This window comes from Priestia sp. SIMBA_032, assembly GCF_046535215.1.
Taxonomy (GTDB): Bacteria; Bacillota; Bacilli; order Bacillales; family Bacillaceae_H; genus Priestia; species Priestia aryabhattai.
In genome coordinates, this window is sequence record NZ_JAWRXD010001432.1 from 1 (window position 1) to 241 (window position 241).

Consider the following 241-nt stretch of genomic DNA (forward strand, 5'->3'; position numbering starts at 1 on the left):
ATTCATCGTTTTCCTCAAATGACACGAGCTGCGCGGATCGTCGAGTTGGCCGTACAACTTCCACCAGTGAAAGCCAACGTGCCGACAAGATAGACAGGCGTGTTCGCGGCCACCGAAACACGAAGCGTTGGTGTCGGAGCATGATTGGCTCCCGGACTGCTTAAGGCGCCCTGTATCACATAGTTAGAGCCCACTGCTCCGAGTGTCCCCGAAACCGTGCTAATTCCGGCAATGATTGAAT

At 54.4% G+C, this 241-nt stretch carries 1 protein-coding gene; it reads right to left on the minus strand.

Going from position 1 to position 241, the window contains the following annotated elements:
* Window positions 1-14 precede the first annotated feature (14 nt).
* On the minus strand, window positions 15-241 hold a 227-nt coding region (locus SB717_RS39040), incomplete at its 5' end, for a hypothetical protein (RefSeq protein ID WP_410908645.1).